The sequence below is a fragment of the Azospirillum baldaniorum genome (assembly GCF_003119195.2).
In the GTDB taxonomy this organism is placed as follows: Bacteria; Pseudomonadota; Alphaproteobacteria; order Azospirillales; family Azospirillaceae; genus Azospirillum; species Azospirillum baldaniorum.
Window position 1 is genome coordinate 2,438,192 of sequence record NZ_CP022253.1, and the last position, 26,617, is coordinate 2,464,808.

The window sequence follows — 26,617 nt, forward strand, 5'->3', positions numbered from 1 at the left end:
AACAGCCGCCCCACCTGCAAGGAGAGTGTCATGGCTTACAAGATCAAGGCTTCCGACTGCACCGCCTGCGGCGCCTGCGAGGCCGAGTGCCCGAACAACGCCATCAGCTTCAAGAAGGGCGCCTACGCCATCAACGCGGACCTGTGCACCGAGTGCAAGGGCCAGTTCTCCAGCCCGCAATGCGCCTCGGTCTGCCCGGCCGACTGCTGCGTCCCGGCCTGATCGCCCGAAACCCCTCTCCCGTCCCATCACGGGAGAGGGTGCCCATGGAGCGCACCGCCATGCTGGACGAGGTGGATGAAGGCTGGCTCAACCGCCGTTACTACGGCGGCGACCTGCCGCCCGAGGCGGAGCGGTTCCTGCATCTCGCCGCCGCCAGCCACGCCGACGCCGAGGCGGCGCAGCGTTACCTCGCCCGCGCCGCCGAGCTGGCGCCGGGGCACCGGCTGGTCGATCTCGGCCATTACAAATTCCACTTCTACAAGGCGAACCTGGACACCGCCTTGCTCTACGGCGAGCGGATGCTCGGCCACGCCATGGCGGCCATCGGCCTGAACCACACCGACTGGCGCATGGTCGGTCCGGACTCTTCCAAGTCATTGGGGGCGGACTTCGCGGGCCTGGAGCCGGCTCCGCGCCTGTTCCTCTTCGCCCTGACCGCGGTCGGCTACCTGCATTTGCGCCTGGGCCGCCTGGCCGAAGGGCGCGAGGCCCTGAACAAGGTCCGGGACCTGGACCCGAAGGACCGCTTCGGAACCACCCGCCTGCTCGCCGCCGCGGACCGTCATGAAGCCGGCCAACACGAAGCCGGCCCGGAGGACGACGCATGAGCGACGACATCGACAAGGCGCTGGACTGGCTGGGCAACCCCGTCGACTGCGACGGCTGCGCCTACCGCGACCGTCTGGCCGAGGGGCGCTGCGAGCCGCTGCGCGCCTGCGTGCAGGACCGCTACGCCAAGCGCATCCAGCGTTTCTTCCAATGGAACGGCGATCTGGCGGGCGAGCATCTCGACCATCCCTATTTCGAAGTCCGCGCCAACGCCGCCCGCTTCGCGCCGATCTTCATCGTGCCGCGGCTGATGGACGACCCCGACGAGACGGTGCGCGCCGCCGTCGCCCGCCGCCTGCCCCGCCGCCTGCTGCTGAAGATGCGCGGCGACCCCGACCGCGAGGTGCGCATCGCCGTCGCCTCCCGGCTGGAGGACGCCGACCTCTCGCCGCTGATGCGCGACCCCGATTACTCCGTCCGCCTGCGCGTCGCCCGCCGCGTGCCCGAGGGCATGCTGCCGGCGATGATGCACGACGAGGACCCGGAAATCCGGCTGGAGGTCGCCAACCGCATCGGGCTGGACTGGCTGATGAGCATGGCCTGGGACGACAGCGCCCGCGTGCGCATGGTCGTCGCCCGGCGCCTGCCGCCGGAAAAGCTGTCCGCGCTGACCGGCGATGCGGACTGGTGCGTGCGCTTCGTCGTCGCCAGCCGCCTGCCGCCCGAAGACCTCGCCCCGCTGACCGAGGACCCGGTGGACGATGTCCGCACCGTGGCGCAGAAGCGCCGCGCCGGACTGCCCGCCACCGGCGACCTGATCCCCGACTGACGCACCCGGACCCCCGACTGACCGGAACAAGGAGCACCGAATGCGCGAGCGCGCCCGCGATCCGAACGAGACGATCGAACTGGAAGACCGCCCCGCCTTCGAGGAGGGCCAGAAGGTCCGCGCCCTTCGCGACGTGCGCAACGACGGCACCTATCCCGGACGCCCGATGGGTGACTTCCTGATCCGCACCGGGGACATCGGCTATGTGAAGTCGATCGGCACCTATCTGCAGATGTATTACATATACGGCATCGACTTTTACGAGAAGCGCATCATCGTCGGCATGCGCGCCAAGGAACTCGAACTGGTCGACGCCCGCTGCAACGACCCGCAATGACCTTCCCGCCTGAGGAGCACGCGATGAGCGACGCCGTCACCGAAGCGAAGAAGCCCGGCTTCATCCCACCCCGCGAGCCGCTCTACGACTGGGGCCTGATGGTCACCGCCGCGGTGGACCTCCACAACGACGGCAGCCACCCCAACGCCGAGGATGGCGCGCTGCTGGCCCCCAAGGGCACGCCCGGCACCATCGTGCGCATCGGCCACGCCGAGGGCACGCAGATCCCCGTCTATCTGGTGGAGTTCCCGGCCGGCGTCGTCGTCGGCTGCCTGGAGGAGGAGATCACGCCCGCCGACGGCCGCCGCCGCGGCGTCCCCGGCGTGATGGACTGACCGCCCCCTCCGTGCCACAGCCGACGATGGACCCATGATCTATCTCGACAACAACGCGACGACCCCGCTGGCCCCCGAGGTGCGGGAGGCGATGCTGCCGCACCTGTCCGGGGAGTTCGGCAACCCCTCCAGCCCGCACGCCGCCGGCATGGCCGCCAAGCGGGCGGTGGGCGAGGCGCGTGGCCGGGTGGCGGCGTTGGTTGGCGCGAAGGCGGCGGACATCCTCTTCACCGCCAGCGCGACCGAGGCCAACCACACGGCCCTGCTCGGCACGCTGCGCGCCGTCGCGGCGGAGCGTCCGGAGCGCCGCCACCTCGTCACCACGGCGATCGAGCATCCCTCGACGCTGATGCTGGCGAATGATCTGGAACGGCAGGGCTGGCGGGTCACCGTCCTGCCGGTGGACGGCACCGGCACCATCGCGCTCGCCGACCTGCGCGACGCGGTGACGGCGGAGACGGCTCTGGTCTCCGTCCTATGGGCGAACAACGAGACCGGGGCGATCCAGCCGGTCGGCGCCGCCGCCGACATCGCCCAGGCGCGCGGCGCCCTGTTCCACACCGACGCGGTGCAGGCCGCCGGGCGGCTGCCCATCCGGGTGGACGCGGTGAACGCCGACCTGCTGACCCTGTCCGCCCACAAGATGCACGGGCCAAAGGGCATCGGCGCCCTCTTCATCCGCAAGGGCGTGCCCTTCGCCCCGCTGATCCACGGCCATCAGGAGCGCCACCGCCGCGGCGGGACGGAGAATGTGCCGGCCATCGTCGGCTTCGGCGCCGCCGCCAACCGCGCCGCCGCCAGCGTGGCGGAGGCCGGCGGCATGGCGATCCTGCGCGACCGGCTGGAGCGCGGCGTGCTCGCCGCCTGGCCGGGCAGCCGGGTCAACGGCGAGGGGGCGGCCCGCCTGTCCAACACCAGCAACATCCGCTTCGCCGACCCGCAAGGCCGCCCGCTGGACGCGGAGGAGCTGCTGATGCGGCTCGACCGCGCCGGCATCGCCGTCTCCATGGGGGCGGCCTGCGCGTCCGGCGGCAACGAGCCGAGCCACGTCCTGACCGCCATGGGCCTGACCCCGGCGGAGGCCGCGGCGAGCCTGCGCTTCTCCCTCAGCCGCTACAGCACGGCGGAGGAGGTGGAATCGGTCCTCAACGAGTTTCCCGCGCTCTACGCGCGGATCGCGGCCTGACCAAACGACAGCCCAAAACACGACGACTGGAGAGTGACATGAAGGTGATGGTGCGCAAGGCCGGTGAGCAATACACGATCTACGTCGCCAAAAAGGACCTGGAGGAGCCCATCACCGAGATGGAGAAGCCGGGCCTGTGGGGCGGCTGGGTCAAGGTCGCCAACGGCTGGACGCTCGACCTGCCGGAGATGCCGGCGGACACCCGCCTGCCCATCACCGTCGAAGCCAAGAAGCGCGGCGCGGAGTGACGGCCATGGCCCTGTCCCCGGAACGGATCGACGCCATCGCCGCCCTGGCCGGCGGCCTCTTCGCGAACGGCACCCGGCTCGACGCCGTGGTCCGCGCCGTTCGCGAGGCGCACCCGGACCTGTCCAACGTCACCGGGGCGCACGCCGCGGTGATGGCGGAGGACGCCTTCCGGGAGGAGCCCGGCTTCAACCTCTACCTCGTGGACGGCACCAACCATTGCTGGCTCATCACCAACAAGCCGGAGACGGCGACCGGCGTGGTGATCGCGCAACGGGACGAGGACGACTGAATAAGGATCGCGGAATGACGATGCCCCCGGACAACTCAGCCGAAGACGACGCGGAGCTTGGCGACTACATCCCGCTGATCGACCCGGACATTTCGGAAGCGGAGGTGGCGGTCATCAGCCGCATCCTCACCTCCGGCAGCCTCGGCGACGGGCGGATGACGGAGGGGTTCGAGCAGGCCTTCGCCGCCTGGCTCGGCCGCGCCCACGCGGTCGCGGTGTCCAGCGGCACCATCGCCACGCTGATGGTGCTCAAGGCCTACGGCATCGGGCCGGGGGACGAGGTTCTCTGCTCCCCCTTCGGCTGGCATCAGGTGCAACACGCCATCGCGCTGGCCGGCGCGGAGCCGGTCTTCGTCGACATCGACTATTGGCAGCACACCATCAACCCGGCGAAGGCCGAGGCCAGGATCACGCCGCGGACCAAGGCCATCCTGGCCGGCAACGTCAACGGCCACCCCGCCCACTGGGACGAGCTGCGCACGCTCGCCACCGACAAGGGGCTGATCCTGATCGAGGATTCGACCGAGGCCATCGGCTCGTCCTACAAGGGGAAGCTGGTCGGCAGTTTCGGCGACTGCGCGGTCTTCGACTTTTCCGAACCCGGCGTGCTGGTGACCGGCGAAGGCGGGATGATCGTCACCGACGACCGCAATCTCGCCCACCAGCTCCGCTACCTGCGCCGCCGCGAGATGGAGCACCGCAACACGGTGGTCATCACCCGCACCATTCCCTTCCAGGCGGGCATGAGCAACATCACCGCCGCGCTGGGCCTCGTCCAGTTGAAGCGCCTGCCGGAAATCCTGGCGAAGCGCCGGGAGGTGGTCGGCCACTACGAGGCGGCCATGGCCTCCTTCGAGGGCATCAAGCCGCCCTACAAGGGGCCGGGCGCCGACGACGTCCATCCGATGGTCTACGCCGTCCACCTCGGCACCCGCTTCACCGCGTCGGGGCGCAAGGCGGTGCTGGAGGACTTGGCGACCCACGACGTCGAGGCGTCAGACTACGGGCAGGCGCTCTACACCCAGCAATATTACCAGGAGCGCGGCGCCAGCCGGGCCGACTGCCCGGTCTGCCAGAAGACGGTGGACCGCGTTCTGGCCCTGCCGCTGCACCACAAGGTCACCGCCGACGAAGTGCAGTTCATCGTGGACACGCTGAAGGACGCCACCGTCAACACGGGGGCGGGCGCGGCGATCTATTTGTGAAACGCGACCCCTTCCCAGCGCTTTTCCCCCGCCCAGCGGGGGAGGGTCAGGGAGGGGGCAAACGCCAGCCGAACGGGGTTAGCATGACCGACACCGCCGTCATCGACAGCACGGACACCGACACCATCATCGCGGACATCGCCGCGGCGCTGAAAGCGCGGGGTGTGGTGCCCTATCTCGGGCCGGGCGCCTTCGCGCTGCTGCCGGAGGCCGACTGCCCGATCCCGCGCACCTCGCTGGAACTGGCGCAGCGGCTGAACGCCAAGGTCGCCGCACCGGGCCGCATCCGCAGCCAGCTGACCGCCGTCGCCCAGTTCATCGAATCGCGGCGCCACCGCAAGACGCTGGACGGCATCCTGAACGAGATCTTCAAGCGCGAGGTCCCGGCCACACCGGTTCACGCGTGGCTGGCCACCCTGCCCGCCCCGCCGATGATCGTCGATGTCTGGTACGACAACACGCTGGAAAGCCTGCTGACCGCCGATGCGGGGCGGAGCTGGGGCCAGATCCAGGGCCTGTCCCACCCGCAGGGCGTCGGCGAATGGGTGAAATACTACGCGCCGGGCGGAGCGGAGGTCGAGGCCGCCGCGGCGCCGGGCTGGGAGACCCTGCTCTACAAGCCATCGGGCAGCGCCGCCCCGGCGGGGAACTACCTGATTTCCGACAGCGACTTTGTCGAGATCCTGACGGAGATCGACATCCAGACGCCGATTCCCGCCGTCGTGCAGGAACGCCGGGCGGGCCGGAGCTTCCTCTATCTCGGCTGCCGCTTCGATCAGGAAATCCAGCGCACCTTCGCCCGCCAGATCGCCAAGCGGTCGTCGGACAAGCACTGGGCGGTGATCGAGGGCGAGCTGTCGAAGAACGAGGCGCGCTTCCTGGAGCTGCAGAACATCACCCGCCTCGATCTGCCTCTGGGCGAGGCCATCCGGCGGATCAGCGAGGCGATGGGGGCCAATTAAAGCGAGCGCATCGCGAAGCTCCCCTCTCCCCTCTGGGGAGAGGGTGGCCCGAAGGGCCGGGTGAGGGGGTTGCGCTTGTGCCGGACGTAACGACACGCACACCCCCCTCACCCTAACCCTCTCCCCAGAGGGGAGAGGGAATGCGGTGTTCCTTACGCCGCGACCGGGGTCGCCAGGGCGTCGATCTCCTGCTGGGCGGCGGCCAGCGCCTTGGCGCGGGCGTCCGGACCCATGCCGACGCCCTCGGCGCGGATCACCGTCACGTCGGTAACGCCCAGGAAGCCCAGCACCGTGCGCAGGAAGGCCTCCTGGTGGTCCAGCGCGCTCATCGCGGCGTTGGTCGAATAGACGCCGCCGCGCGTCGAGGCGATGTAGACCTTCTTGCCGCCGGCCAGACCGACCGGGCCGGTCTCGGTGTAGCGGAAGGTGCGACCCGCCTGGGCGATGCGGTCGATCCAGGCCTTGAGCTGGGTCGGGACCGTGAAATTGTACATCGGGGCGCCGATCACCACGACGTCGGCGGCCAGGAACTCGTCGACCAGCGCGTCGGTCAGGGCCAACTCCTCCTGCTGGCGGGCGGTCAGGCCCTCCAGGTTGCGGAACTTCACGACCTGCATCAGCTCACCGGTCAGGTGGTCCGGCGGGGCGACGGTCAGGTCGCGCACGGACACCTCGGCGTCCGGCGTCGCCTGGCGCAGCGCCGCGACGATGGAGGCGGTGAGCTGGCGCGAAACGGAGGCGTCGCCCAGCGGGCTGGAGTCGATGCGAAGGATCTTCATGGTCACGTCTTCCTGTCCGGGAAGCGGGGCGCCGGTCCGGCACCGTCACCGCTTCGGTTTGTCTCGGAAGTGACCATAAGCCTGCTTACGCCAATCGATTGAGCCCCGATTTCGCCAATCTTCGTTGCGCGGATCAGAACAATCCCCGGTCAGCGCACCCGATTGCCGCCCTTGAACACGACCATCTCTCCCCCCTTCATGACGGTCCAATCCTCGTCGCGGGTCAGGGGGCGGGTGGCGACCACCGTCACCACGTCGTCGGGCGTCGTCTCCTTGGCGAAATCGACGCTCATGTCCTCGTCGATCAGCGTCGCCGGGCCGAAGGGGGCCTTGCGGGTCAGCCAGGCGAGGTTGGTCGCGCAGTGGCACCACAGGTACCGCCCGTCGCTGAGCAGCATGTTGAAGACGCCCAGCGTGCCGAGGTCGGTGGCGAGGTCGCGGATCAGCCGCATCAGCGCGCCGCTGCTCTTGGGCGGCTCCGGATACTGCATGCGGATCTGGTCGAGCAGCCAGCAGAAGGCGTGCTCGCTGTCCGTCGTCCCGACCGGCTCGTAGAAGGTCAGCGTCCGGTCCTTGATGCCCTTGAGCTGGCCGTTGTGGGCGAAGGTCCAGACGCGGCCCCACAGCTCCCGCGTGAAGGGATGGGTGTTCTCCAGGGATACCCGGCCGCGGTTGGCGCGGCGGATGTGGGAGATCACCACGCAGGACTTGATGGAATAGCTGCTGACCAGCCGCGCGATCTCCGACTCGCAGCTCGGCGCCGGGTCGTGGAAAGCGCGGCAGCCCTTCCCCTCGTAGAAGGCGATTCCCCAGCCGTCGCGGTGCGGACCGGTCTGCCCGCCGCGGCGCATCAGGCCGCGAAAGCTGAAGCAGATGTCCGTGGGCACGTTGGCGCTCATGCCCAGGAGTTCGCACATGGATCGGCCCCCATCGCTGAAATGTCGGGTTTCAAACAGGACGGGGGCAAACCTACGACAGTCCGGGTTGTCCCGTCACCCCTTTGCGGGTGGTGGGCAGGGCGGCATCCCGGCGCGGGCGCAGCCTTCCAGCTTGCCCTCCGGCGCCCCGGCGGCCAGCCCGATCCAGGCGTCCACCCGCTCCGCCTCGAAGCCGCAGTCGCGGCGGTCGCCCACCTGCATCAGCGGACGGCGGATCAGCAGCGGAGTCTTGAGCATCAGCGCCAGGGCGGCGGCCTCGTCCAGAGCGTCCGGATCGACCTCCCCGCTCTTCACCGCCGGGGCGCTTCGGTTGAACCACTCGGCCACCGGGCGGTCGCCGAAGAAGGGGCGCAGGCGGTCCGCCGTCCAGGGCTCGGACAGCAGGTCGCGGGCCTGGACGGTGTGCCCGGCCTCCGCCAGCAGGGCCTTCTGGCGGTTGTTGCCGGCGCAGCCGGGCTTTTCGAAGAAGATCACGTCGGCCATGGTCGAAATCACCCCTGCTTGAGCGCCGGGGAGCGGGCGAGCAGCCCGTCCACCTGGGCGCAGATTTCGTTGTAGACGTCGCGGTCGAGCTTGCGCAGCCAGCGCGGCGGGATGGTCTCCACCCCGTAGGTCGCGCCGGCCAGCATGCCGGCGATGGCGCCGGTGGTGTCGGCGTCGCCGCCCTGGTTGACGGTCTCGACGACGCAGGATTCCACGGAATCGGTCTGGAAATAATAATGCATGACCGTCTGCATCGTATCGACGATGTAGGCGGTGGCCAGACCCCGGTAGGGCTGGAACTTGAATTGCCGGTGCTGCGCGATGAGCTTGTTCGATTCGTCGCGCACGTCGCGTACGCTGCCGCCCAGCACCAGACGGCGGACCATGTGGCCGAGCGTCAGGGTCGCCGCGTCGGACATCGCGTTGCAATGGGTGATGTGCGCCTGCTCCACGGTCCAGCGCTCGAAGGCGTCGTCGTCGCCCAGCGTCGCCAGGGCGACCGGCAGGTTGCGCATCGCCGCCCCGTTGCCGGCGTGATACTCGCTCTCCGGCTCCGACAGTGTGCCGTGCATGATGAAACGGCGGATGCCGCGCCGTGTCGTGTCCCCGACATCGACGGGAACCCCCTTCAGCCAGACGGCGAACTCCTCCGCGGCGCGGCGGGCGTCCCATTCCGGGGCGGCCAGGATGGCACGGCCGAGATGGATCGACATCTCGGTGTCGTCGGTCACCTGCCCGGCGGGCAGCTTCAGCCAGCCGCCGCCCTTGATGTGCTTGTGCACGCCGTATTGATGGGCGATCTCGCCCTTTGTCAGAAACTCGACGGTGGCGCCCAGCGCGTCGCCGCAGGCCAGCCCGAGATAGGCGCCCAGCGCGCGCGAGCGGATGGAATGGTCAGTCATGGGCCGGATCTGTCCCGTGATCGGTTGTCAGAGAAGCGACACCCCCACCCTGTAGTCCCCGCCGACGACCAGATACTCGCCCTCCCCCTTGAAGGGGTAGCGGGGCAGGATGTCGCGGAAGAAGACCACCTTGGTGAGCGGCACCCAGGTTTCGAGGATGTAGTCCCCGAACTGGCCGGCGATGTCGCGCTCGATGGAAAAGGAGCTGAGGTTGTTGAGGCGCAGGACCGCCGTGCGCTTGTCAGGGCGCGCGACGATGTGGTGTTCCTCGAAATCGTTGACGCCGCGGTAGAGCCGGATGTGGCTGGCGCGGGACGGCATCGGCGCGTCCGGCCAGCCGCGGCGCATCCACCACTGGCAATACTCGTAGAGCAGGTCGAGCTGCAGGTTGATGTTGTTGTTGTGGAAGCGGGTGGCGACCTTCTCCTCGCCGTAGGTCCGCCACGCGTCGGAGGCGAAGCGCAGGATCGGTTCCTTGTGATAGGTGGGCAGCAGACCGAAGCGGCTCTCCACCCAGCCTTTCAGCACAGCCCCCTCGGCGTTGTTGCTGTCGAACAGCCACCCCTTCAGCAGGCGCAGGTAGCTGGCGCGGTAACGCCGCCGTCCGTCCACGCCCTCGGCGCCGGAAAAGTCCGGGTTCAGCCCGAAGGTGAAGGCCATGTAGTGCTGGAAGATGTCGGCGGCGATCAGGCTGTTCGGGCTCTCGTCGAGCGCCTCGAACAGCACGGCGTGTTCGCTGCGCGTGCCGCCGATGCGCAGGCGCCGCGGTTCGTCGTTGAAGGATTCCGCGCACAGCGCTTCCGCCGTCACGTTCAGCAGGTTGGTGCGATGCGCCTTCAACGCCAGCGGCGAATCCGGATCGATCAGCCGCCCCCGCGCATCCCTCAAGCCACCGCTCGCCGAACCGTCCGCCATCGCGCTCTCAAATCCACAATTCTTTCATGGATACCGCGAACCGGCGCGTCAGCCAAGGGTCCGCGTCATCGCAGGGCGATACCGCCTAGCCCGCAATACATTTCGAATTCGAAAACAATTCGGCTAAATACACGAAACAACTTTTGGCTTACTCCAAATATCTAAAAAATATCCGTTTGAACGGATGCCGAGACGACACCATAGTTCTTCGGACAGGATTCAGTGCACCGCAAGACGAGGCAAGGCCATGTGGCCGATGAAGCGTAAGGAACAGGAGACGCGCAACCGGGCGGTACAGCCCCCGCGCGTTCTTCTTCCTTCCGCCGTCTCGGAAAAGATGCCGATGCGTTCAGGACGGCCGCCGGTTCCGCTGCGCGGCGCCAGGGAGGCCCGCGACGCCGTGACGCTCGCCCGGCTTCTGCGCGGCACCATCACCCCGCTGCGCGGCGACGAGGTGCTGGCCCTGCTGGAGCCCCACCGCCCGCGTCTGGTGCCCAAGCCGGTCAACCCGCTGGCCGCCATGCTCGGCCAGCCGCAGGGTCGCCTGCTGGAGGCGCTGCTGCGCCCCACCGCGCCGATCATCCTGGACGTCCTGCTGCCCCGCCTGCGCGACCATCTGATCGACCGCGTCGTCCACAACAAGGGCACCGCCGAGGACGGGCTGCCCGGCGCGCTGGAGGTGGCCACCGCCCTGCGCGCCCTGGTCGCCCTGCTGCGCGGCGCTGGGCGCGGCGCGGTGCTGTCGGTGGTGTCGGCCATCGAGGCGGACGCCCGCGCCGACGCCGACCGGCTGGTCCGCGGCGAAGCGCCCGTCGCAACCGCGGAAGACGATCCGGCCGGCGTCGCGGGGGGTGCCACCGCCGGCGCCATGGACAGCCTCGCCCACGCCCTGCTGCGCTTCGAGGCGCGGCGGCTGATGCTGGAGACGCTGGGCGCCACCGTCGCCCTGCGCGACGTCGTCTACCAGTCGCGCCGTCTCACCCGCCACGCTCTGCGCCGGGCGGCGGAGGCCATGGACGGCTTCGGCGCCGACCGCGGCATCAAGGCGCTGCACGCCAGCCTCGCCACGCTGGCCTCGGTGGACGGGCTGCTCGTCGTCGCGATGCGGAACCTCGACGACCAGGAGGAGCACCGCGAGGAGGCCAACGCCTTCGTCGAACCCGCTGACCGCAAGGCGATGAACGATTGCCTGTCGGCGGCGTGGCGGCTTTCCGACACGCTGTTCGATCTTGTCGGAAAGGCCGCCAACGGCGGCGACCTTGACGAGCTGCTGTTCGAGGCGCTGCTGCGCCAGCTCCGCTCCCTGCACCAGTTCTGCACCGACCTCGACCATGCCGGGCGGCCGGCGGTGCTCGACACGCTGGAGCGCCGTCTGGCCGAGCGCAGCCGCGCGCTGGCCGGCATCGCCGGGGAGCGTCTCGTCGGCATCCTGCTGGCCCGCCCCGCCGACCCGGCCAAGGCGCGCCGCCTGCTCGCCCGCGGCCAGTCGCTGGCCCAGCTTCTCTATGACATGGGCCAGGACGGCGACGAGCTGGAGGCGCTGGCGCTGCGCCTCGTGGTCGCTCGCGACGCGCTGAACCACGCCGCCGCCTGACGCCGTCTTCTGACGCTGGCGGACGACATTCGTCCATCCCTTCCTTTTCATTGCGAGAGACCCGACAAAATGTCGGGCTTTGTCGGGTATGTCACAGGCCCGACAAAGCGGACCGCGCTCGTCCGTAATCTAATTTCTTGTTCGTTTTCAAAGGCTTAAAAATTTTCCGCGAACTGGCACGGGGGATGCAGAGAAGGGGTCGAAGCGGCCGCTGGGCAGGCCGCCCCGGAATTGAAGACACCCTGTAGACCCAAGCAAAGGAGTAACCTCCCATGTCTTTGCGCCAGATTGCGTTCTACGGTAAGGGCGGTATCGGAAAGTCCACCACCTCCCAGAACACCCTGGCCGCGCTGGTCGAGCTGGATCAGAAGATCCTGATCGTCGGCTGCGATCCGAAGGCCGACTCGACCCGCCTGATCCTGCACGCCAAGGCGCAGGACACCGTGCTGCACCTCGCCGCCGAAGCCGGCTCGGTCGAGGATCTGGAACTCGAGGACGTTCTCAAGATCGGCTACAAGGGCATCAAGTGCGTCGAGTCCGGCGGTCCGGAGCCGGGGGTCGGCTGCGCCGGCCGCGGCGTGATCACCTCGATCAACTTCCTCGAAGAGAACGGCGCCTACGACGACGTGGACTACGTCTCCTACGACGTGCTGGGCGACGTGGTGTGCGGCGGTTTCGCCATGCCCATCCGCGAGAACAAGGCCCAGGAAATCTACATCGTCATGTCCGGTGAGATGATGGCGCTCTACGCCGCCAACAACATCGCCAAGGGCATTCTGAAGTACGCGCACAGCGGCGGCGTGCGCCTCGGCGGCCTGATCTGCAACGAGCGCCAGACCGACAAGGAAATCGACCTCGCCTCGGCCCTGGCCGCCCGCCTCGGCACCCAGCTCATCCACTTCGTGCCGCGCGACAACATCGTGCAGCACGCCGAGCTGCGCCGCATGACCGTGATCGAGTACGCGCCGGACAGCCAGCAGGCCCAGGAATACCGCCAGCTCGCCAACAAGGTCCACGCGAACAAGGGCAAGGGCACCATCCCGACCCCGATCACGATGGAAGAGCTGGAGGAGATGCTGATGGACTTCGGCATCATGAAGTCGGAGGAGCAGCAGCTCGCCGAGCTCCAGGCCAAGGAAGCCGCCAAGGCCTGACACCTGGGTCCCTGACGGGGCACAGGTCTGAACTGGCCCCCTCCCCAGCCCACCCCGCCTTTGTGCGCGGGGTGGGAGAGAGGGGGCTCGGTCCCGCGCTGAAGTGGCGCGGACAATGAGAGCATGCAGGAGACTGGCACCATGAGCCTGTCCGTGAACGAAGGCGTCGACGTCAAGGGTCTCGTCGACAAGGTTCTCGAAGCGTATCCCGAGAAGTCGCGCAAGCGCCGCGCCAAGCACCTGAACGTGCTGGAGGCCGAGGCGAAGGACTGCGGCGTCAAGTCGAACATCAAGTCGATCCCCGGTGTGATGACCATCCGTGGTTGCGCCTACGCCGGTTCCAAGGGCGTGGTGTGGGGTCCGATCAAGGACATGATCCACATCTCCCACGGCCCGGTCGGCTGCGGCTACTACTCCTGGTCCGGCCGCCGCAACTACTATGTCGGCGACACCGGCGTGGACAGCTGGGGCACGATGCACTTCACCTCCGACTTCCAGGAGAAGGACATCGTCTTCGGCGGCGACAAGAAGCTGCACAAGGTGATCGAGGAGATCAACGAGCTGTTCCCGCTCGTCAACGGCATCTCCATCCAGTCCGAGTGCCCGATCGGCCTGATCGGCGACGACATCGAGGCGGTCGCCCGCGCCAAGTCCGAGGAGCTGGGCAAGCCGGTCGTTCCGGTCCGTTGCGAAGGCTTCCGCGGCGTCTCCCAGTCGCTGGGCCACCACATCGCCAACGACGTCATCCGCGACTGGATCTTCGAGAAGACCGAGCCGAAGGAAGGCTTTGTCTCCACCCCGTACGACGTCACCATCATCGGTGACTACAACATCGGTGGCGACGCCTGGGCCAGCCGCATCCTGCTGGAAGAGATCGGCCTGCGCGTGATCGCCCAGTGGTCGGGCGACGGTACGCTCGCCGAGCTGGAGAACACGCCAAAGGCGAAGGTGAACCTCATCCACTGCTACCGCTCGATGAACTACATCGCGCGCCACATGGAAGAGAAGTTCGGTATTCCGTGGATGGAGTACAACTTCTTCGGCCCGTCGCAGATCGCCGAGTCCCTGCGCAAGATCGCCGCTCTCTTCGATGACACCATCAAGGAGAACGCGGAGAAGGTCATCGCAAAGTACCAGCCGATGGTCGACGCCGTCATTGCCAAGTTCAAGCCGCGGCTCGAAGGCAAGAAGGTGATGATCTACGTCGGCGGCCTGCGTCCGCGCCACGTGGTCGACGCCTACCATGACCTGGGCATGGAGATCGTCGGCACGGGTTACGAATTCGCCCACAACGACGACTATCAGCGCACCCAGCACTACGTGAAGGAAGGCACGCTGATCTACGACGACGTCACCGCCTTCGAACTGGAGAAGTTCGTCGAAGTGATGCGTCCGGACCTCGTCGCCTCGGGCATCAAGGAAAAGTACGTCTTCCAGAAGATGGGCCTGCCCTTCCGCCAGATGCACTCCTGGGATTACTCGGGTCCGTATCACGGCTACGACGGCTTCGCGATCTTCGCCCGCGACATGGATCTGGCCATCAACAACCCCGTCTGGGGCATCATGAAGGCTCCGTTCTAAAGCGGCCTCTGGAAGATAGGAGTAATGAGCATGTCCCACCCCGTTTCCCAGAGCGCCGACAAGGTCATCGACCACTTCACGCTCTTCCGTCAGCCCGAATACAAGGAGCTGTTCGAGCGCAAGAAGACGGAGTTCGAGTACGGCCACTCCGACGAAGAGGTCGCCCGGGTTTCCGCGTGGACCAAGACGGAAGAGTACAAGGAAAAGAACTTCGCCCGTGAGGCGGTCGTCATCAACCCGACGAAGGCCTGCCAGCCGATCGGCGCGATGTTCGCGGCCCAGGGTTTCGAGGGCACCCTGCCCTTCGTCCATGGTTCGCAGGGCTGCGTCGCCTACTACCGCACGCACCTCACCCGCCACTTCAAGGAGCCAAACTCCGCGGTCTCCTCGTCGATGACGGAAGACGCGGCGGTGTTCGGCGGCCTGAACAACATGATCGACGGCCTGGCCAACGCCTACGCGCTGTACAAGCCGAAGATGATCGCGGTGCTGACCACCTGCATGGCGGAAGTCATCGGCGACGATCTGTCCGGCTTCATCAACAACGCGAAGAACAAGGAAAGCGTCCCGGCGGATTTCCCGGTTCCCTTCGCCCACACCCCGGCCTTCGTCGGCAGCCACATCGTTGGCTACGACAACATGATCAAGGGCGTTCTGACCCACTTCTGGGGCACGTCGGAGAACTTCGACACCCCGAAGAACGAGAAGATCAACTTGATCCCGGGCTTCGACGGCTTTGCGGTCGGCAACAACCGCGAGCTGAAGCGCATCGCCGGCCTGTTCGGCATCGACCTGACGATCCTGTCGGACGTGTCGGACAACTTCGACACCCCGGCCGACGGCGAGTACCGCATGTATGACGGCGGCACCCCGCTGGAGGCCACGAAGGAGGCCGTCCACGCCAAGGCCACCATCTCCATGCAGGAATACTGCACCCCGCAGTCCCTGCAGTTCATCAAGGAGAAGGGCCAGCAGGTCGCCAAGTACAACTACCCGATGGGCGTCACCGGCACCGACGAGCTTCTGCTGAAGCTGGCCGAGCTGTCCGGCAAGCCGGTCCCGGCGGAGCTGAAGCTGGAGCGTGGTCGTCTCGTCGACGCCATCGCCGACAGCCACACCCACCTGCACGGCAAGCGCTTCGCCGTGTACGGCGACCCGGACTTCTGCCTGGGCATGTCGAAGTTCCTGATGGAGCTGGGCGCCGAGCCGGTGCACATCCTGTCCACCTCCGGCTCGAAGAAGTGGGAGAAGCAGGTTCAGAAGGTGCTCGACGCCTCGCCGTTCGGCAAGTCCGGCAAGGCCTACGGCGGCAAGGACCTCTGGCACCTGCGCTCGCTGCTGTTCACCGACAAGGTCGACTACATCATCGGCAACAGCTACGGCAAGTACCTGGAGCGCGACACCAAGATCCCGCTCATCCGCCTGACCTACCCGATCTTCGACCGCCACCATCATCACCGTTACCCGACCTGGGGCTACCAGGGCGCTCTGAACGTGCTGGTGCGCATCCTGGATCGGATCTTCGAGGATATGGACGCCAACACGAACATCGTCGGCGAGACCGACTACTCGTTCGATCTGGTGCGCTGACCTCCCCCGGCCGGCGCGGGGCCTCCATCCCCCCGCCCGGCCGCTTCCCCGGAGAGCCGGAGCCCACCGCAAGGTGGGCTCCGGCTTTTCCATGTCCGGCCTGCCGCCTCGCCCATAAACGCGGATAAACATCATCCGTGTTTCCGTCTTGCGCTTGAGAACGCGGACTGATACGGTCTGTGTTGTCGAGACCGTTGGACGGGCCACGCCATGGCACACCTCACCGCAAGCGTTGAATACGGCATCCACTGCCTGCTCTGGCTGGCCGCCGCCGGCGACACGCCGCTGAGCAGCCGGGATCTGGCGGAGTTGCAGGGAATCTCCCCCTCTTTCCTCGCCAAGATCTTTCCGAAGCTGGAGAAGGCGGGGATCGTCACGGCCAGCGAAGGGGTGCGCGGCGGTTACCGCCTCGCCAAGGCACCGGAAGACATCAGCTTTCTCGTCATCGTCGACGCCATCGAGGGCGAGAAGCCGCTGTTCGAGTGCCAGGAGATCCGCGGCCGCTGCGCGGTCTTCGACGATAGGCCGCCGGATTGGGCGACCTCCGGCGTCTGCGCCATCCACGCCGTGATGCTGAAGGCCGAAAAGGCGATGCGCGACACGCTGGCCAAGGAGACGCTGGCCAGCGTCGGCGAGACCTTCGGGCGCAAGACCCCGCCGGAATTCCAAGGCGACGTCCAGACCTGGATCGACGCGCGCCTCAGCGCTCGCGCCGCATCACGGACACGGCAAACGCCATAGTCGGCCGCCGTAGCCGGCCCGACCACCACGCCTCCCCCGATGCTCTGAGCTTTTCCCGGACCTCCGCCGGACGGACGGGATGGCTGCCGCGCACCCGCGCGCCAGAACGCTCCCCCATGTCCGGCTTTCAGAAGGACACAGAGTCATGACCCAACGAATCGTCATCGCCGGTTCCGGTTTCGCCGGATTGTGGGCCGCCCTGTCCGCCGCCCGCGCCGTGGCGGTGGCCGGCCGCGACGGCGACGTCGCGATCACCGTCGTCTCGCCGGCCCCGCAGCTCCACATCCGCCCCCGCCTCTACGAAGCGGTTCTGGAAGGCATGGCGCCGGACCTCGCCGCGCTGTTCGAGGCCGTGGGCGTCCGCCACGTCTCCGGCGTCGTGACGACCATCCACGCCGGCCGCCGCGCGGTGGACGTCACCGGCACCGACGGCGCCGAGTTCACCCTGCCCTACGACCGCTTCGTCCTGGCCGCCGGCAGCCGCCTGTTCACCCCGCCCATTCCCGGTCTCGCCGAGCACGCCTTCAACGTCGACCAACTCGACAGCGCGCACGCCCTCGACGCCCATCTGAAGGCCCTGGCCGCCCGGCCGGAAACGGCGGCGCGCAACACCGTGGTGGTGGCCGGCGGCGGCTTCTCCGGCATCGAGACGGCGGCGGAGATGCCGGACCGGCTGCGCGCCATCCTGGGCGCGGACGCCAAGATCCGCGTCGTGGTGGTCGAACAGGCGCCGGCCATCGGCCCGGACCTCGGCCCTGTGCCGCGACCCGTGATCGAGCAGGCGCTGGCCGAATGCGGCGTGGAGATCGTCGCCGGCACGGCGGTCGCCGCCATCGACGCTGGGGGCGTCACCACCTCCACCGGCGAGCGCATCGCCGCCGCCACCGTCGTCTGGACGGCGGGTGCCCGCGCCAACCCTCTGGCCGCGCAGATCAGCGGCGGGCATGACCGGTTCGGGCGCGTCCCGGCCGATCCGTTCCTGCGGGCGGTCGGCAGCGACGGGATCTTCGTCGCCGGGGACGTGGCGCGGGCCGCCACCGACGACCTCGGCAACGTCGCCGCGATGTCCTGCCAGCACGCCCTCAGCTTGGGCCGCGTCGCCGGCCACAACGCCGCGGCGGAGCTGGTCGGCCTGCCCACCCACCCCTACAGCCAGCCCAAATACGTGACCTGCCTCGACCTCGGTCCGTGGGGGGCGCTCTTCACGGAGGGCTGGGACCGGCAGGTCCGGCTGACCCGCGACGAGGGCAAGGCGGTGAAGCGCGAGATCAACACCAAGTGGATCTACCCGCCCCAGCCGGACCGCGACGCCGTCTTCGCGATCGCCAACCCCGATTATGTGATCGTCCCCTGACGATGGCCCTGCGGAGCCGCGCCCCTTGCCACCGCAACGCGTGGTTCCGCACAGGCATTACTTTCGGTGGAACACCCCGGCACGACCAGCCCGCACCCTTTGCAGGCACACCCTTCTCACAGCTTTCCATGGAAAGAGATAAACGAGAGACGGTCTCGTCCGCTTTTGCAAATCCCCTCTGCGATGCCTGGCGGTTGAACAGACAATCATTTAAATCCCTGGAGTGCGAGCCATTACCACCGGAAGAATGACCACAATATCAACAAAAAATTGCGTACAATTACCTATCTGCGAAACGACATATCTTAGCGAATACAATCATCACCGAAACGACATGGCACTCTACGACACTGCATGAACACCAATTAATTGTTTTTTATATAAATTGCTGATAATCTCAAATCATCATTCCCTTTTTGCCCCATAAGGACAATCAACATGCCCTTTAAAACCTTTCTAAGGTCGGCAGACACGGAAGCGACGGAAATAACCAACGCATTAGACAAATCTAATGGCATGATCACCTTTGACACATCTGGCAACATATTGTCGGCGAATGATCAATTCCTCCGATGTATGGGCTACAGCCTTGAGGAAATCAAAGGAAAGCATCACCGGATATTCGTCGACCCGAATCTTCACGACAGCCTGGATTACAGGGATTTCTGGGAGCGCCTGCGCCGCGGCGAGTTCCAGTCCTCCCTGTACAAGCGCATCGGCAAGGGCGGGCGCGAGGTCTGGATCGAGGCCTCCTACAACCCGATCAAGAACCGCCAGGGCGTTACCCACAAGGTGGTGAAGGTCTGCACCGACGTCACCGAGCGCCATCTCGAACACATCGATCTGCGCGGCAAGGCGGAGGCCATCTCGAAGTCCCAGGCGGTGATCGAATTCACCCCCGATGGCACCGTCATAACCGCCAACGAGAATTTCCTGTCCCTGCTCGGCTACACGCTGCCGGAGATCGAAGGGCGCCATCACAGCACCTTCGTCGATCCGGCGGAGCACGGCGGCGCGGATTACCGGGCCTTCTGGGAGAGCCTGCGCCAGGGCCGTTTCCAGGCCGCCCAGTACAAGCGGATCGGCAAGGGCGGCCGCGTGGTGTGGATTCAGGCGTCCTACAACCCGGTGTTCGACACCAGCAACCGGCTGTCCAAGATCGTCAAGTTCGCCACCGACATCACCCGCCAGGTCGAACTGCTGGACCAGTTGAAGGCGCTGATCGACAACAACTTCACCGAGATCGACGCCGCGTTGTCCGCCGCCGGCCGGCAGGCCGAGGACGCCGCCCAGCGGTCGGGCGCGACGCAAGGCACCGTCCAGACCGTTGCCGCCAGCGCCGAGGAACTCGCCGCGTCGGCCCGCGAGATCGCCGACAGCATGATCCGCTCCCGTCAGGCGGCGAGCACCGCGATGGACGAGACGGGGAACGCTGACCGGGCGGCGGCGCGCCTCACGGAGGTCGCCAAGGCGATGGGCGGCATCGTCGATCTGATCAGCTCGATCGCCAGCCAGATCAACCTGCTGGCGCTCAACGCCACCATCGAGGCGGCGCGGGCTGGCGAGGCCGGGCGCGGCTTCGCGGTCGTCGCCAACGAGGTCAAGAATCTCGCCAACCAGTCGGCCAACGCGACCGCCCAGATCTCCAAGGAGATCGAAGGCATGCAGGCCGTCTCGTCCGACGTCGTCGCGTCGCTGGGCAACATCCGTCAGGCCACCAGCAACCTGATGGAATTCGTCACCGTCTCCGCCGGGGCGGTGGAGGAGCAGAGCGCGGTGACCGGCGACATGTCCACCAACATGCAGAACGCGTCGGCCTCCGTCAGCGCCGTCGATCACAATATCGGCGCCATCAACTCCGCGATCACCCAGATCGCGTCGGCGGTCTCGGAAACCAAGGAAGCCGCCAAGGTGCTGGCCCGTTGACGGCACGCGCCATGCGCGGCCGGCCATCGCCCCGGGCTGTGCGATACCCGACAAAGTCCGCGATTGTCGGGTATCGCACACGACGGCGATCGACTTAACTTATTGAATATAAACAAATCACTCCTTGGCACACCTCCTGCATATGACTGACCCACAGGCGCCGATGTCGGCCAATGGCGGGAGAAGGTCATGCTCCAGGAAAAGCTCCAGGACGTCTTCAACGAGCCGGGTTGCTCCACCAACCAAGCCAAGTCGGAGAAGGAGCGGAAGAAGGGTTGCTCCAAGGCTCTGAAGCCGGGAGCCGCCGCCGGAGGCTGCGCCTATGACGGCGCCATGATCGCCCTCCAGCCGATCGCCGACGCCGCCCACCTCGTGCACGGGCCGATCGCCTGCCTCGGCAACTCCTGGGACAACCGCGGCACCAAATCGTCAGGCTCGCAGCTCTACCGCACCGGCTTCACCACGGACATGTCGGAACTCGACATCATCCACGGCGGCGAGAAGAAGCTCTACAAGGCGATCAAGGAGATCGTGCAGCAGTACGATCCGCCGGCCGTCTTCGTCTATCAGACCTGCGTCCCCGCCATGATCGGCGACGACATCGAGGCGGTCTGCAAATTCGCCGCGAAGAAGCTGGGCAAGCCGGTGATCCCGGTGATGGCGCCGGGCTTCGTCGGATCGAAGAACCTGGGCAACAAGCTGGCCGGCGAGACGTTGCTCGATCACGTCATCGGCACGGTGGAGCCGGAGGTCACGACCCCGACCGACATCTGCATCGTCGGCGAATACAATCTGGCCGGCGAACTGTGGCTGGTGAAGCCGCTGCTCGACGAGATCGGCATCCGCATCCTGTCCTGCATCTCCGGCGACGGGCGCTACAACGAGGTGGCGCAGGCCCACCGGGCGCGGCTGACCATGGTGGTCTGCTCGCAGGCGCTGGTGAATGTCGGGCGCAAGATGCAGGAGCGCTGGGGCATCCCCTATTTCGAAGGCTCCTTCTACGGCGTGTCGGACATGTCGGACACGCTGCGCACCATGGCCCGCATGCTGGTGGAGCGCGGCGCCGACAAGGCGATCATCGACCGCACCGAGGGCGTCATCGCCCGTGAGGAAAGCCGCGTCTGGCGGCGCCTGGAACCCTACAAGCCGCGCTTCGACGGCAAGCGCGTCCTGCTGTTCACCGGCGGCGTGAAGAGCTGGTCGATGGTCACCGCGCTGGAGGGCGCCGGGCTGACCATCGTCGGCACCTCCACCAAGAAGTCCACCAAGGAGGACAAGGAGCGCATCAAGAAGATGAAGGGGGAGGAGTTCCACCAGTGGGACGACCTGAAGCCCCGCGACATCTACAAGATGCTGCGCGACAGCGAAGCCGACATCATGATGTCCGGCGGCCGGTCGCAGTTCATCGCGCTGAAGGCCAAGGTGCCGTGGCTCGACCTGAACCAGGAGCGCCACACCCCCTACGCGGGTTATGACGGCATCGTCAACCTGTGTGAGGAAATCGACAAGACCCTGTCCAACCCGATCTGGCGGCAGGTGCGTCTGGCCGCCCCCTGGGACTTGAAACCGGATGCCAAGCCGGACGCCCGGCCGGTGGGAGCGTAACCGCCATGGGCAACATCCAGCGCTTCCCCCACTCCGCCAAGGCGGCCTCCACCAACCCGCTGAAGATGAGCCAGCCGCTGGGCGCGGCGCTCGCCTTCCTCGGCGTGGACCGCTGCATGCCGCTGTTCCACGGCAGCCAGGGCTGCACCGCCTTCGGGCTGGTCCTGCTGGTCCGTCATTTCCGCGAGGCTATCCCGCTCCAGACCACGGCGATGGATCAGGTCTCCACCATCCTCGGCGGCTACGAGAATCTGGAACAGGCCGTCCGCACCATCCACGAGCGCAACGCGCCCGCCCTGATCGGCGTCGCCACCACCGGCGTGACCGAGACCAAGGGCGAGGACATGTCCGGGCAGTATTCGCTGTTCCGCCAGCGCAACCCCGCCCTGGCCGGCCTGAAGCTGGTCTTCGCCAACACCCCGGACTTCTCCGGCGGCTTCGAGGACGGCTTCTCCGCCGCGGTGACCGGCATCGTCGAGGAGGTGGTCCAGCCGTCGGAAACCACGATGAAGGGCCAGATCAATGTGCTGGCCGGCTGCCACCTGTCGCCGGGCGACGTGGAGGAACTGCGCGACATCATCGAGAGCTTCGGCCTGTCGCCGATCTTCCTGCCCGACCTGTCGCTGTCCATGTCGGGCCGCCAGCCCGACGACTTCACGGCGACCTCGCTGGGCGGCGTGACGGTGGACCAGATCGCGTCCATGGGCGCGTCGGAACTCACGCTGGTGATCGGCGAGCACATGCGCGTCGCCGCCGCCGCGCTGGAGCTGAAGACCGACGTGCGCAGCGTCTTCTTCGACCGGCTGACCGGGCTGGAGGCGTCGGACCGCCTCGTCCGCACCCTGTCGGAGCTGTCGGGCCGCCCGGTGCCGGCGAAGCTGCGGCGCCAGCGCGAGACGCTGGTCGACGGCATGCTGGACGGGCATTTCTTCTACAGCCGCAAGCGGATCGCCGTGGCGCTGGAGCCGGACCTGCTCTACGCCGTCACCAGCTTCCTGGCGGACATGGGGGCGGAGGTGATCGCCGCCGTCTCCCCCACCCAGACCGCCGTGCTGGAGAAGCTGAAGGCCGCGACCGTCATGGTCGGCGACCATTCCGACGTGGAGACGCTGGCCCGCGACGCCGACCTGATCGTGTCGAACTCGCACGGGCGGCAGGGGGCGGCGCGCATCGGCGTGCCGCTGCACCGCATGGGTCTTCCGATGTTCGACCGGCTGGGCGCCGGGCTGAAGGTCCATGTCGGCTACCGCGGCACCCGCGAGCTTCTGTTCGAGATCGGCAACCTGTTCCTGTCCCGCGAGATGGACCACGACGAGCACGGCCACGCTCACGGTCATCGTCATGGGGACGGGCATGAACACGGCCAGCACTGCGGGAGCGGATCATGCGGATGCAGCGCCGGCTGAGTGTGGTGGGCCAGGCCGAGGAGGGCCGGCCCCGCAAAGGAGGTTCCATGAAGGTCGCTTTCTGCACCCAGGACATGCAGCACGTCGACGCGCATTTCGGGTGGGCCAAGAACATCGTGGTCTACGAGGTGGACAAGGCCGGCTACACGATGGTCGAGACCTGCCAGTTCGGCGGCTCGATGTTCGAGGACGGCAACGAGGACAAGCTGATTCCGAAGCTCGACGCGCTGGCCGACTGCGCCATCGTCTACCTGTCGGCCATCGGCGCCTCCGCCGCCGCCCGCGTGGTGGCGAAGAAGATCCACCCCGTGAAGGTGGAGGCCACGGAGACCATCACCGCCCTGCTCGACCGTCTGGTCGAAACCATCAACGGCAACCCGCCGCCCTGGCTGCGCAAGGCCCTGAACGCCGGCCAGCCGCAGGAGCTGGCCTTCGACGAGGAGGATTGAGAGCATGACCGACACCACCGTGGCCGCCGGGAGCGATCTCGCCGAGGCCTTTCTGAAGACCCTGGTCATGCTGTTCCGCGCCGAAGACAGCTACGGCGCCTGGGAAGGCAAAAGCGACGAGACGATCCTCGCCCCCTTCATCCTCGACAAGGAGGCCCGCGCCGCCATCCCGATCATGGGCGACCCGGACCCCGACACGCTGTGGCGGCTGGAGCTGTTCTACAAGGCCGTCGGCATCACGGTCGAGAAGCAGACCGGCCACATCGCCTCCCCCATCATGAAGATGAGCCACGAGGGCTTCGGCCGCATGGTGCTGACCACGGGCCGGCTGGTCGTGGTGTCGAAGCATCTGCGCGACGTCCACCGTTTCGGCTTCCCGTCGCTGGAAAAGCTGGCCGCCGATGGCGCGAAAGTCGTGGAAGAGGCCGTGGCGCTGATCCGCAAATATCCCGACGTCGCCGATCTGTGAGGATTCCGCCATGTTCGACATCGACGCCCTGAAGGACGAGGTCAAGAAGCTCAACGCCCGCGCGACCCAGAAGAAGATGGACCTGCACGACCTGTCGGAGGAGCTGCCGCAGAATTGGCAGTCCATCCTCCAGGTCGCCCAGGAAACCTACGACGCCTACAAGACCCTGACCGAGAAGCGCGCCGCGCTGAAGGCGCTGGAGACGGCGTCCGCCTGAGCGGACTGATTGGTAAGCCGTGCCCCCACCCTAACCCTCCCCCGCTGACGCAGGGGAGGGAACTGCCGCCGCTTCGCGATCATCTCCCTCCCCTGCGATAGCGGGGGAGGGCCGGGGTGGGGGCAAGACCAGCACCCGCCCACATCCCTACCAAAAACCCCGACACCAAGCCCGATTGAGGAGCAGACGATGGCTGAGTTCGTGACCGGCACCACCCGCGGCGGCGCCGCCTGGACGCCGAAATTCGTGGAAAGCATCGACCAGAAGATGTGCATCGGCTGCGGCCGCTGCTTCAAGGTCTGCGGCCGCGACGTGCTGGAGCTGATCGGCATCACCGAGGACGGCGACATCGTCGACGCCTTCGACGACGAGGCCGAGAAGAAGGTCATGAGCGTCAAGAACGCCGGCAATTGCATCGGCTGCGAAAGCTGCGGCAAGGTCTGTTCCAAGAACTGCATCACCCACTTGCCCCAGGCGGCCTGAGGGTCGCCAACCTTACCTGAACCTGTCTGAAGCGGCCTGACGGCCGCCCGCCCCCGGAGGAGGACGCCATGGGCATCCTGCACGCCGCCCCGCCGGGGGTGGGCGACACCACGCTTCTGTACCGCTGGCTGACCGACCGCCAGGGACGCTGCAACGTCTTCGACGCGCATCTGTTCGCCTGCATCCTGTCCCGCCGCTGGTCGGCGGGTCCGGGCGCGCTGGGTCTCGACGACCGGGCGCTCGGCCAGTTGCTGGACCGCTATTTCCCCGGCGCCTTCGCGGCCGGCCTGCCTGTTCCCGACAGCTCGCCCACCCCCTTGCCGCCGCTTCTCCGGAGTGAGGCGGACGACATCGCCGCCCTTCTGCTCGCCCACCGCTCGCTGGGCATCGAGGAGGAGGACTGGCTCGCCGCCATCGTGGCGCGGGCCATGCTCGACGAGGGCGAGCTGTGGCGGGATCTCGGACTGGCCGGCCCGAGCCATCTCGCGGCGCTGATGGAGCGCCATTTCGACTCGCTGGCCCTGCTGAACGCCACCGGCACCCGTTGGAAGGCTTTTCTCTACCGCTTCCTCTGCGCACGGGACGGGCTGATCCCCTGCGGTGCCCCGGTCTGCCGCGATTGCGGCGCGGAGGCCGTGTGCTTCGGGTCGGGTGACTGACGGAACCAAACCGTCAATCACCCCTCTTCCCAAGTCACTCCTCCCCCAGACCTTTCGCCAGCGCGGCGATGACGCCGTAGCCGACCCGGTCCTGCGGATCGATGTCCGTCAGCTTGGCGAGGATCGCCCTCGCCTCCTCCACCCGCCCGCTGCGCAGGCTGATGAAGGCCAGCGCCTTCAGGGTGAAGAGGGTGAAGCGTGGCGGCCCCTCCTTCGCCCAATCCGCGCTGTCCACGCGCAGGCTCCGCCAGTCGCCAGCATAGCCACCCTCGCGCGCCGCCGCGTCCAGCCCGATCGTCGCCACCCGCTCCGCGTCTGCGAAGCGCTTGCGGTTGAAGTAGAATTTGTAGAGCGCGTAGAACACCGGCAGCACCCGCGGCCCCATCCGGTGGGCCTCCCACAGCAGGGCCTCACAGGCCGCGGCGTCGGGGCGGGCCTTCACCGCCTCCTGCAGTTTCTCGTCGATGTGCTCGGGCACCTCGCCGAAGGCCATCCGCCCGTTGGACATCCGCAATTCGACCGGCCGCTCCATCACCCGTCCCCTTCCGTTGTTTCGCAAAACCGTGCGCCCGTCCGACAATCCTGTATGGGCCGCAAGCCGGTTTCGCAAAAGCCCACAATTAATTTGTGCGTCCTTTCGTCGCAGGATGTCACAAAGCCGACATGCCCCCGACCCGACAATTGTCGGGAAGGCGTCAGCCGCCCGACCTGACAATTCATCAAAATCAAAGACTTAGAATTTGGCACGCCGCTTGCTGATCCTATGACCAGGAACGGTCGGCATGCCCGACGAAGCATTTGGAGGCGGCAGACATGGTGACCCTGACGGATGCGGCGGTGAACACCCTGGAGCGCGTGCTGGCGAAGTCCGGCGGCGCCGCGGCCGGCCTGCGCATCGCGGTGGCCGACGGCGGCTGCGCCGGCATGAAGTACCAGATGGGGTTGGAGGCCACGGCGGGCGACGAAGACGCCGTGCTGACCTTCGGCCCGGTGACGATCTTCGTCGATCCGACCAGCCAGCCCTTCCTGACCGGCGTGGTGGTCGATTTCGTCGAAGGGGTCGAGGGCGCGGGCTTCAAGTTCGACAACCCGAACGCCACGGGCAGCTGCGGCTGCGGCAAGTCCTTCTCGGCAGGTCCGGGGGGCAGCTGCTCCTCCGCGCCGGCGGCCGGCGGCTGCGGCACCGCCCACTAACCCCGAACACTCCCC

31 protein-coding genes are annotated in these 26,617 nt (G+C 67.2%); 25 read left to right on the forward strand and 6 right to left on the reverse strand.

Annotated features, from left to right (window positions below; all coding sequences use genetic code 11):
* Nucleotides 1-30 precede the first annotated feature (30 nt).
* The 10 genes from Sp245p_RS11555 (at nt 31) to Sp245p_RS11600 (ending at nt 6,163) form a co-directional block, all read left to right on the forward strand.
* Nucleotides 31-222 (forward strand): 4Fe-4S binding protein, encoded by a 192-nt coding sequence (locus Sp245p_RS11555; protein WP_014239802.1) that lies wholly within the window; start codon nt 31-33, stop codon nt 220-222.
* Nucleotides 223-266: 44 nt separating this feature from the next.
* Entirely contained in the window at nt 267-830 is a 564-nt protein-coding gene (locus tag Sp245p_RS11560) for a hypothetical protein (protein WP_014239801.1), read from the forward strand.
* On the forward strand, nt 827-1,600 hold the full coding sequence (locus Sp245p_RS11565; protein ID WP_014239800.1) for a 4Fe4S-binding leucine-rich repeat protein: 774 nt from the start codon (nt 827-829) through the stop codon (nt 1,598-1,600). The genes Sp245p_RS11560 and Sp245p_RS11565 overlap by 4 nt, the downstream gene beginning before the upstream one ends.
* Nucleotides 1,601-1,640: 40 nt before the next feature.
* On the forward strand, nt 1,641-1,937 hold the full coding sequence (locus Sp245p_RS11570) for a nitrogen fixation protein NifZ (RefSeq protein ID WP_014239799.1): 297 nt from the start codon (nt 1,641-1,643) through the stop codon (nt 1,935-1,937).
* 23 nt (nt 1,938-1,960) lie between these two features.
* The gene (locus Sp245p_RS11575; RefSeq protein WP_014239798.1) at nt 1,961-2,272 is read left to right on the forward strand and encodes a nitrogen fixation protein NifZ; all 312 of its coding nucleotides are present in this window, start codon (nt 1,961-1,963) and stop codon (nt 2,270-2,272) included.
* A 34-nt stretch (nt 2,273-2,306) separates the two neighbouring features.
* On the forward strand, nt 2,307-3,458 hold the full coding sequence (locus tag Sp245p_RS11580; RefSeq protein ID WP_109138518.1) for a cysteine desulfurase family protein: 1,152 nt from the start codon (nt 2,307-2,309) through the stop codon (nt 3,456-3,458).
* A 38-nt stretch (nt 3,459-3,496) separates the two neighbouring features.
* Nucleotides 3,497-3,706, forward strand: a complete 210-nt coding sequence (nifT, locus tag Sp245p_RS11585; RefSeq protein ID WP_035672252.1) for a putative nitrogen fixation protein NifT — start codon at nt 3,497-3,499, stop codon at nt 3,704-3,706.
* Nucleotides 3,707-3,711: 5 nt separating this feature from the next.
* Complete coding sequence (locus Sp245p_RS11590) at nt 3,712-3,996, forward strand: hypothetical protein (protein ID WP_014239797.1); 285 nt, start codon at nt 3,712-3,714, stop codon at nt 3,994-3,996.
* 14 nt (nt 3,997-4,010) lie between these two features.
* On the forward strand, nt 4,011-5,201 hold the full coding sequence (locus Sp245p_RS11595; protein WP_014239796.1) for a DegT/DnrJ/EryC1/StrS family aminotransferase: 1,191 nt from the start codon (nt 4,011-4,013) through the stop codon (nt 5,199-5,201).
* 83 nt (nt 5,202-5,284) lie between these two features.
* Nucleotides 5,285-6,163 (forward strand): SIR2 family protein, encoded by an 879-nt coding sequence (locus tag Sp245p_RS11600; protein ID WP_014239795.1) that lies wholly within the window; start codon nt 5,285-5,287, stop codon nt 6,161-6,163.
* A gap of 152 nt (nt 6,164-6,315) precedes the next feature.
* Here Sp245p_RS11600 and Sp245p_RS11605 read toward each other — a convergent pair whose 3' ends face one another.
* The 5 genes from Sp245p_RS11605 to Sp245p_RS11625 form a co-directional block, all read right to left on the reverse strand.
* Nucleotides 6,316-6,942 (reverse strand): FMN-dependent NADH-azoreductase, encoded by a 627-nt coding sequence (locus Sp245p_RS11605; RefSeq protein WP_014239794.1) that lies wholly within the window; start codon nt 6,940-6,942, stop codon nt 6,316-6,318.
* A gap of 149 nt (nt 6,943-7,091) precedes the next feature.
* A complete protein-coding gene (locus Sp245p_RS11610; RefSeq protein ID WP_014239793.1) occupies nt 7,092-7,859 on the reverse strand; it encodes a class II glutamine amidotransferase in 768 nt (255 codons plus the stop codon).
* Between the two features lie 75 nt (nt 7,860-7,934).
* Nucleotides 7,935-8,363: an ArsC/Spx/MgsR family protein gene (locus tag Sp245p_RS11615; protein ID WP_014239792.1), complete on the reverse strand. Its 429-nt coding sequence runs from the start codon at nt 8,361-8,363 to the stop codon at nt 7,935-7,937.
* A gap of 8 nt (nt 8,364-8,371) precedes the next feature.
* Complete coding sequence (gene draG, locus Sp245p_RS11620) at nt 8,372-9,265, reverse strand: ADP-ribosyl-[dinitrogen reductase] hydrolase (RefSeq protein WP_014239791.1); 894 nt, start codon at nt 9,263-9,265, stop codon at nt 8,372-8,374.
* 27 nt (nt 9,266-9,292) lie between these two features.
* Nucleotides 9,293-10,180, reverse strand: a complete 888-nt coding sequence (locus Sp245p_RS11625) for an NAD(+)--dinitrogen-reductase ADP-D-ribosyltransferase (RefSeq protein ID WP_014239790.1) — start codon at nt 10,178-10,180, stop codon at nt 9,293-9,295.
* 343 nt (nt 10,181-10,523) lie between these two features.
* On the opposite strand from Sp245p_RS11625, the gene Sp245p_RS11630 reads away from it, so the two are divergent.
* The 14 genes from Sp245p_RS11630 (at nt 10,524) to Sp245p_RS11695 (ending at nt 25,408) form a co-directional block, all read left to right on the forward strand.
* Nucleotides 10,524-11,774, forward strand: coding sequence for a hypothetical protein (locus Sp245p_RS11630; RefSeq protein WP_109138519.1), 1,251 nt, complete (start codon nt 10,524-10,526; stop codon nt 11,772-11,774).
* A 272-nt stretch (nt 11,775-12,046) separates the two neighbouring features.
* A complete protein-coding gene (gene nifH / locus Sp245p_RS11635) occupies nt 12,047-12,928 on the forward strand; it encodes a nitrogenase iron protein (protein WP_014239786.1) in 882 nt (293 codons plus the stop codon).
* A gap of 141 nt (nt 12,929-13,069) precedes the next feature.
* Nucleotides 13,070-14,509, forward strand: a complete 1,440-nt coding sequence (gene nifD, locus Sp245p_RS11640; protein ID WP_014239785.1) for a nitrogenase molybdenum-iron protein alpha chain — start codon at nt 13,070-13,072, stop codon at nt 14,507-14,509.
* 30 nt (nt 14,510-14,539) lie between these two features.
* Complete coding sequence (gene nifK, locus Sp245p_RS11645) at nt 14,540-16,099, forward strand: nitrogenase molybdenum-iron protein subunit beta (RefSeq protein ID WP_014239784.1); 1,560 nt, start codon at nt 14,540-14,542, stop codon at nt 16,097-16,099.
* Between the two features lie 210 nt (nt 16,100-16,309).
* On the forward strand, nt 16,310-16,840 hold the full coding sequence (locus tag Sp245p_RS11650; protein WP_014239783.1) for an RrF2 family transcriptional regulator: 531 nt from the start codon (nt 16,310-16,312) through the stop codon (nt 16,838-16,840).
* Nucleotides 16,841-16,985: 145 nt separating this feature from the next.
* Entirely contained in the window at nt 16,986-18,194 is a 1,209-nt protein-coding gene (locus Sp245p_RS11655; RefSeq protein ID WP_014239782.1) for an NAD(P)/FAD-dependent oxidoreductase, read from the forward strand.
* Nucleotides 18,195-18,632: 438 nt separating this feature from the next.
* Nucleotides 18,633-20,120, forward strand: a complete 1,488-nt coding sequence (locus tag Sp245p_RS11660) for a methyl-accepting chemotaxis protein (protein WP_052584235.1) — start codon at nt 18,633-18,635, stop codon at nt 20,118-20,120.
* Nucleotides 20,121-20,309: 189 nt separating this feature from the next.
* Nucleotides 20,310-21,725 (forward strand): nitrogenase iron-molybdenum cofactor biosynthesis protein NifE, encoded by a 1,416-nt coding sequence (gene nifE, locus Sp245p_RS11665; RefSeq protein ID WP_014239780.1) that lies wholly within the window; start codon nt 20,310-20,312, stop codon nt 21,723-21,725.
* Between the two features lie 5 nt (nt 21,726-21,730).
* The gene (nifN, locus tag Sp245p_RS11670) at nt 21,731-23,131 is read left to right on the forward strand and encodes a nitrogenase iron-molybdenum cofactor biosynthesis protein NifN (RefSeq protein WP_014239779.1); all 1,401 of its coding nucleotides are present in this window, start codon (nt 21,731-21,733) and stop codon (nt 23,129-23,131) included.
* 47 nt (nt 23,132-23,178) lie between these two features.
* Nucleotides 23,179-23,580, forward strand: a complete 402-nt coding sequence (gene nifX / locus Sp245p_RS11675; protein WP_035672311.1) for a nitrogen fixation protein NifX — start codon at nt 23,179-23,181, stop codon at nt 23,578-23,580.
* A gap of 4 nt (nt 23,581-23,584) precedes the next feature.
* Nucleotides 23,585-24,049, forward strand: a complete 465-nt coding sequence (locus tag Sp245p_RS11680) for a NifX-associated nitrogen fixation protein (protein WP_014239777.1) — start codon at nt 23,585-23,587, stop codon at nt 24,047-24,049.
* Nucleotides 24,050-24,059: 10 nt separating this feature from the next.
* Entirely contained in the window at nt 24,060-24,266 is a 207-nt protein-coding gene (locus Sp245p_RS11685; RefSeq protein WP_014239776.1) for a CCE_0567 family metalloprotein, read from the forward strand.
* Nucleotides 24,267-24,455: 189 nt separating this feature from the next.
* Nucleotides 24,456-24,749 (forward strand): ferredoxin III, nif-specific, encoded by a 294-nt coding sequence (gene fdxB, locus Sp245p_RS11690; protein ID WP_014239775.1) that lies wholly within the window; start codon nt 24,456-24,458, stop codon nt 24,747-24,749.
* A gap of 68 nt (nt 24,750-24,817) precedes the next feature.
* Nucleotides 24,818-25,408: a nitrogen fixation protein NifQ gene (locus tag Sp245p_RS11695; RefSeq protein ID WP_014239774.1), complete on the forward strand. Its 591-nt coding sequence runs from the start codon at nt 24,818-24,820 to the stop codon at nt 25,406-25,408.
* Nucleotides 25,409-25,442: 34 nt separating this feature from the next.
* Here the strand turns inward: Sp245p_RS11695 and Sp245p_RS11700 are convergent, their stop codons facing one another.
* A complete protein-coding gene (locus tag Sp245p_RS11700; RefSeq protein WP_014239773.1) occupies nt 25,443-25,940 on the reverse strand; it encodes a hypothetical protein in 498 nt (165 codons plus the stop codon).
* 281 nt (nt 25,941-26,221) lie between these two features.
* On the opposite strand from Sp245p_RS11700, the gene Sp245p_RS11705 reads away from it, so the two are divergent.
* Nucleotides 26,222-26,602, forward strand: a complete 381-nt coding sequence (locus Sp245p_RS11705) for a HesB/IscA family protein (RefSeq protein ID WP_014239772.1) — start codon at nt 26,222-26,224, stop codon at nt 26,600-26,602.
* Nucleotides 26,603-26,617: the final 15 nt, after the last annotated feature.

What these genes read in the sequence shown, in the direction of transcription:
- Sp245p_RS11680 (WP_014239777.1), top strand. Translation starts at nt 23,585, where the DNA reads ATGACCGACACCACCGTGGCCGCCGGGAGCGATCTCGCCGAGGCCTTT.
- nifX (WP_035672311.1), top strand. Translation starts at nt 23,179, where the DNA reads ATGAAGGTCGCTTTCTGCACCCAGGACATGCAGCACGTCGACGCGCAT.
- Sp245p_RS11590 (WP_014239797.1), top strand. Translation starts at nt 3,712, where the DNA reads ATGGCCCTGTCCCCGGAACGGATCGACGCCATCGCCGCCCTGGCCGGC.
- Sp245p_RS11630 (WP_109138519.1), top strand. Translation starts at nt 10,524, where the DNA reads ATGCGTTCAGGACGGCCGCCGGTTCCGCTGCGCGGCGCCAGGGAGGCC.
- Sp245p_RS11580 (WP_109138518.1), top strand. Translation starts at nt 2,307, where the DNA reads ATGATCTATCTCGACAACAACGCGACGACCCCGCTGGCCCCCGAGGTG.
- Sp245p_RS11600 (WP_014239795.1), top strand. Translation starts at nt 5,285, where the DNA reads ATGACCGACACCGCCGTCATCGACAGCACGGACACCGACACCATCATC.
- fdxB (WP_014239775.1), top strand. Translation starts at nt 24,456, where the DNA reads ATGGCTGAGTTCGTGACCGGCACCACCCGCGGCGGCGCCGCCTGGACG.
- Sp245p_RS11575 (WP_014239798.1), top strand. Translation starts at nt 1,961, where the DNA reads ATGAGCGACGCCGTCACCGAAGCGAAGAAGCCCGGCTTCATCCCACCC.
- Sp245p_RS11655 (WP_014239782.1), top strand. Translation starts at nt 16,986, where the DNA reads ATGACCCAACGAATCGTCATCGCCGGTTCCGGTTTCGCCGGATTGTGG.
- Sp245p_RS11615 (WP_014239792.1), bottom strand. Translation starts at nt 8,363, where the DNA reads ATGGCCGACGTGATCTTCTTCGAAAAGCCCGGCTGCGCCGGCAACAAC.
- Sp245p_RS11565 (WP_014239800.1), top strand. Translation starts at nt 827, where the DNA reads ATGAGCGACGACATCGACAAGGCGCTGGACTGGCTGGGCAACCCCGTC.
- Sp245p_RS11705 (WP_014239772.1), top strand. Translation starts at nt 26,222, where the DNA reads ATGGTGACCCTGACGGATGCGGCGGTGAACACCCTGGAGCGCGTGCTG.
- nifD (WP_014239785.1), top strand. Translation starts at nt 13,070, where the DNA reads ATGAGCCTGTCCGTGAACGAAGGCGTCGACGTCAAGGGTCTCGTCGAC.
- nifE (WP_014239780.1), top strand. Translation starts at nt 20,310, where the DNA reads ATGCTCCAGGAAAAGCTCCAGGACGTCTTCAACGAGCCGGGTTGCTCC.
- nifT (WP_035672252.1), top strand. Translation starts at nt 3,497, where the DNA reads ATGAAGGTGATGGTGCGCAAGGCCGGTGAGCAATACACGATCTACGTC.
- draG (WP_014239791.1), bottom strand. Translation starts at nt 9,265, where the DNA reads ATGACTGACCATTCCATCCGCTCGCGCGCGCTGGGCGCCTATCTCGGG.
- Sp245p_RS11595 (WP_014239796.1), top strand. Translation starts at nt 4,011, where the DNA reads ATGACGATGCCCCCGGACAACTCAGCCGAAGACGACGCGGAGCTTGGC.
- Sp245p_RS11660 (WP_052584235.1), top strand. Translation starts at nt 18,633, where the DNA reads ATGCCCTTTAAAACCTTTCTAAGGTCGGCAGACACGGAAGCGACGGAA.
- Sp245p_RS11695 (WP_014239774.1), top strand. Translation starts at nt 24,818, where the DNA reads ATGGGCATCCTGCACGCCGCCCCGCCGGGGGTGGGCGACACCACGCTT.
- nifK (WP_014239784.1), top strand. Translation starts at nt 14,540, where the DNA reads ATGTCCCACCCCGTTTCCCAGAGCGCCGACAAGGTCATCGACCACTTC.
- Sp245p_RS11625 (WP_014239790.1), bottom strand. Translation starts at nt 10,180, where the DNA reads ATGGCGGACGGTTCGGCGAGCGGTGGCTTGAGGGATGCGCGGGGGCGG.
- Sp245p_RS11560 (WP_014239801.1), top strand. Translation starts at nt 267, where the DNA reads ATGGAGCGCACCGCCATGCTGGACGAGGTGGATGAAGGCTGGCTCAAC.
- Sp245p_RS11605 (WP_014239794.1), bottom strand. Translation starts at nt 6,942, where the DNA reads ATGAAGATCCTTCGCATCGACTCCAGCCCGCTGGGCGACGCCTCCGTT.
- Sp245p_RS11650 (WP_014239783.1), top strand. Translation starts at nt 16,310, where the DNA reads ATGGCACACCTCACCGCAAGCGTTGAATACGGCATCCACTGCCTGCTC.
- Sp245p_RS11570 (WP_014239799.1), top strand. Translation starts at nt 1,641, where the DNA reads ATGCGCGAGCGCGCCCGCGATCCGAACGAGACGATCGAACTGGAAGAC.
- Sp245p_RS11685 (WP_014239776.1), top strand. Translation starts at nt 24,060, where the DNA reads ATGTTCGACATCGACGCCCTGAAGGACGAGGTCAAGAAGCTCAACGCC.
- Sp245p_RS11700 (WP_014239773.1), bottom strand. Translation starts at nt 25,940, where the DNA reads ATGGAGCGGCCGGTCGAATTGCGGATGTCCAACGGGCGGATGGCCTTC.
- Sp245p_RS11555 (WP_014239802.1), top strand. Translation starts at nt 31, where the DNA reads ATGGCTTACAAGATCAAGGCTTCCGACTGCACCGCCTGCGGCGCCTGC.
- nifH (WP_014239786.1), top strand. Translation starts at nt 12,047, where the DNA reads ATGTCTTTGCGCCAGATTGCGTTCTACGGTAAGGGCGGTATCGGAAAG.
- nifN (WP_014239779.1), top strand. Translation starts at nt 21,731, where the DNA reads ATGGGCAACATCCAGCGCTTCCCCCACTCCGCCAAGGCGGCCTCCACC.
- Sp245p_RS11610 (WP_014239793.1), bottom strand. Translation starts at nt 7,859, where the DNA reads ATGTGCGAACTCCTGGGCATGAGCGCCAACGTGCCCACGGACATCTGC.